At 76.8% G+C, this 2,194-nt stretch carries 3 protein-coding genes and 1 pseudogene; 1 reads left to right on the top strand and 3 read right to left on the bottom strand.

Annotated features, from left to right (window positions below; translation table 11 throughout):
- Positions 1-241, top strand: a 241-nt coding sequence (locus tag SSOG_RS01930; protein ID WP_039936328.1) for a PaaX family transcriptional regulator C-terminal domain-containing protein, incomplete at its 5' end; no start/stop codon positions are given.
- A gap of 3 nt (positions 242-244) precedes the next feature.
- On the opposite strand, the gene SSOG_RS01925 is transcribed toward SSOG_RS01930, so the two are convergent.
- The 3 genes and pseudogenes from SSOG_RS01925 to SSOG_RS01920 form a co-directional block, all read right to left on the bottom strand.
- Positions 245-991 (bottom strand): LacI family DNA-binding transcriptional regulator, encoded by a 747-nt coding sequence (locus SSOG_RS01925; protein WP_425385402.1) that lies wholly within the window; start codon positions 989-991, stop codon positions 245-247.
- A gap of 163 nt (positions 992-1,154) precedes the next feature.
- Positions 1,155-1,250 (bottom strand): annotated as a pseudogene (locus SSOG_RS58200) (LacI family DNA-binding transcriptional regulator); the annotation flags it as partial.
- Positions 1,251-1,356: 106 nt separating this feature from the next.
- The coding region (locus SSOG_RS01920; protein ID WP_039936326.1) for an acyl-CoA dehydrogenase family protein at positions 1,357-2,194 on the bottom strand (838 nt) is incomplete at its 5' end.

The raw sequence follows: 2,194 nt of genomic DNA, 5'->3' as shown, positions 1-2,194 counted from the left end.
CCGGCTCTGGGACCTGCCGGAAGGGGCCGACCGCGCCGATCGCCTGGTCGAGGCCCTGGACGCGGCGCGGAGCCCGGCCGACAGCTTCACGGTGGCGGCGGCGATGCTGCGGCATCTGCTGACGGACCCGGTGCTGCCGGACGAACTGCTGCCGCGGGGGTGGCCGGGCGCCGAGCTGCGGGCGCGCTACGACGCGTTCGAGACGGACTTCCGCGGGCTGCTGCGTCAATACACCGCCTGAGCCCTACGCCGAGCCGCGCAGCACCAGTTCCACGTCCAGCACCACCGCCGGCTCGATCGCCTCCCCGCCCGCCAGCCGCAGCAGCTGACGCGCCAGCCGCCGCCCGATCTCCGCGATCGGCTGCCGCACCGTCGTCAGCGGCGGGTCCGCGTAGCGCGCCGCCTGTACGTCGTCGAAGCCCACCACCGCCACGTCCTCCGGCACCCGCCGCCCGGCCTGCCGCAGGGCCCGCAGCACCCCGAGGCCCATGAGGTCGGAGGCCACGAAGACGGCGTCCAGCTCCGGCTCCCGCCCCAGCAGCTCCCGCATCGCGACCGCGCCCGACTCCTGCGTGAAGTCCCCGGCCGCCACCACCGGTTCCCGCCCGGCCTCCTTCAGCGCCGTCCGGTAGCCGGTCAGCCGGTCGATACCGGCCACCATGTCCTGCGGGCCCGCGACGGTGACGACGCGGGTACGGCCGGAGCCGAGCAGATGCCGTACGGCGAGGGCCGCGCCCCCGGCGTTGTCGACGCCCACGTACGGCAGCGCCGTCGAGCCCAGCAGCCGTTCGTTGCAGACCACCGGAATGCCCATGCGGGCCAGCGCGGCGGGCAGCGGATCGGCGCCGTGCACGGAGGCGACCATGACCCCGTCGACGTGGCGTGCCTGGGCGAAGCGCTCGATGCGGTCCCGGCCGGCGGGGGAGCGGGCCATCATCAGCACCAGCTGCTTGTCGGCCTCCTCCAGTTCCTGGCCGACCCCGCGCACCACTCCGGGGAAGAACTGGTCGTCCGAGAAAGACCCGGCCCGGCTCCTCGGGAAGCACGAGCGCGAACGAGTCGGTGCGCTGGGTGACCAGGCTGCGGGCCGCCTGGTTGGGGACGTACCCCAGCTCCTCGACGGCCCGCAGCACCGCCGCCCGGCTGTCCTCGGCGACCCTGGTCGAGCCGTTGACGACGCGGGAGACCGTGGCGCGCGAGACGCCCGCGTGCAGGGCAACGCTCTCCAGGGTGGGCCGGGTCCGGTGCATCCGGGCATACCTCGCTGTTCGCCTCGCCGCCGCTGCTCGTCGGTACAGCATGGCCCGGCGCGCGCCCCGTTGTCAGGACGCGCGGGTGACGCGGGGGTCAGGACGCTCAGGGCGCGAGCACGCGGGCGCGGCAGGCCGAGGGTGAGCCCCAGGCGCCCCGCAGGGCGCGGGCCTTGCGGATCCACAGCGACAGGTCGTACTCGTCCGTGTAGCCGATCGCGCCGTGCAGCTGGAGGGCGGTGCGCGCGGCCGCGTACGCCGCGTCGCCCGCCGCCACCTTGGCGGCGGCGACCTCGGCCCGGGCCCCCGATCCGCCCGCCGCGAGCGCGACCGCGGCCCCGTGGAGCAGCGGGCGGGCGAACTCCAGCCCGATGAGCACATCCGCCAACTGGTGCTGCACCGCCTGGAACGAGCCGATCGCGCGCCCGAACTGGGTGCGCTGTTTGACGTACGCCACGGTCCGGTCCAGCAGCGCCAGCCCGACCCCGAGGGACTGCGCGGCCGTGGCGAAGGCGGCCCAGTCCGCGGCGCGCTCGGCGGCCGCGGCGACGGCCGCGCCCCGGGCGAGGGGCTCGCCCCCGAGCAGCGGCGGGGCGAGCCTGCGGGCGGGGTCGAGGGAGGTCCGCACCGGGCCGTGCCCCGGGGCCAGCCACAACTCCTCGCCGCGGACGGCGAGGACGGCGTCGGCGGCGTCCGCGTCCAGGGCGTACGGACCACCGTCGGCCATCGCCACGGTGACCATGGTCTGCCCGGAGGCGATCGGGGGCAGCCGGTCCCCGGCCGCGGGGGACGCGGTCAGCAGCACCGCCGCCGCGGCCGTCTCGGCCCAGGGCCCCGGCACGGCGTGCCGCCCCAGCTCGACGCAGGCCACGGCCAGCTCCACCGGCAGCGGCCCCACCCCCTCGTACGCCTCCGGCACGGCGAGCGCGGTCACCCCGGCCTCG

Source organism: Streptomyces himastatinicus ATCC 53653 (genome assembly GCF_000158915.1).
GTDB classification, from domain to species: Bacteria; Actinomycetota; Actinomycetes; order Streptomycetales; family Streptomycetaceae; genus Streptomyces; species Streptomyces himastatinicus.
The sequence above is the reverse complement of the archived record's forward strand: the minus strand, read 5'-3'. Positions and strand labels throughout refer to the sequence as shown.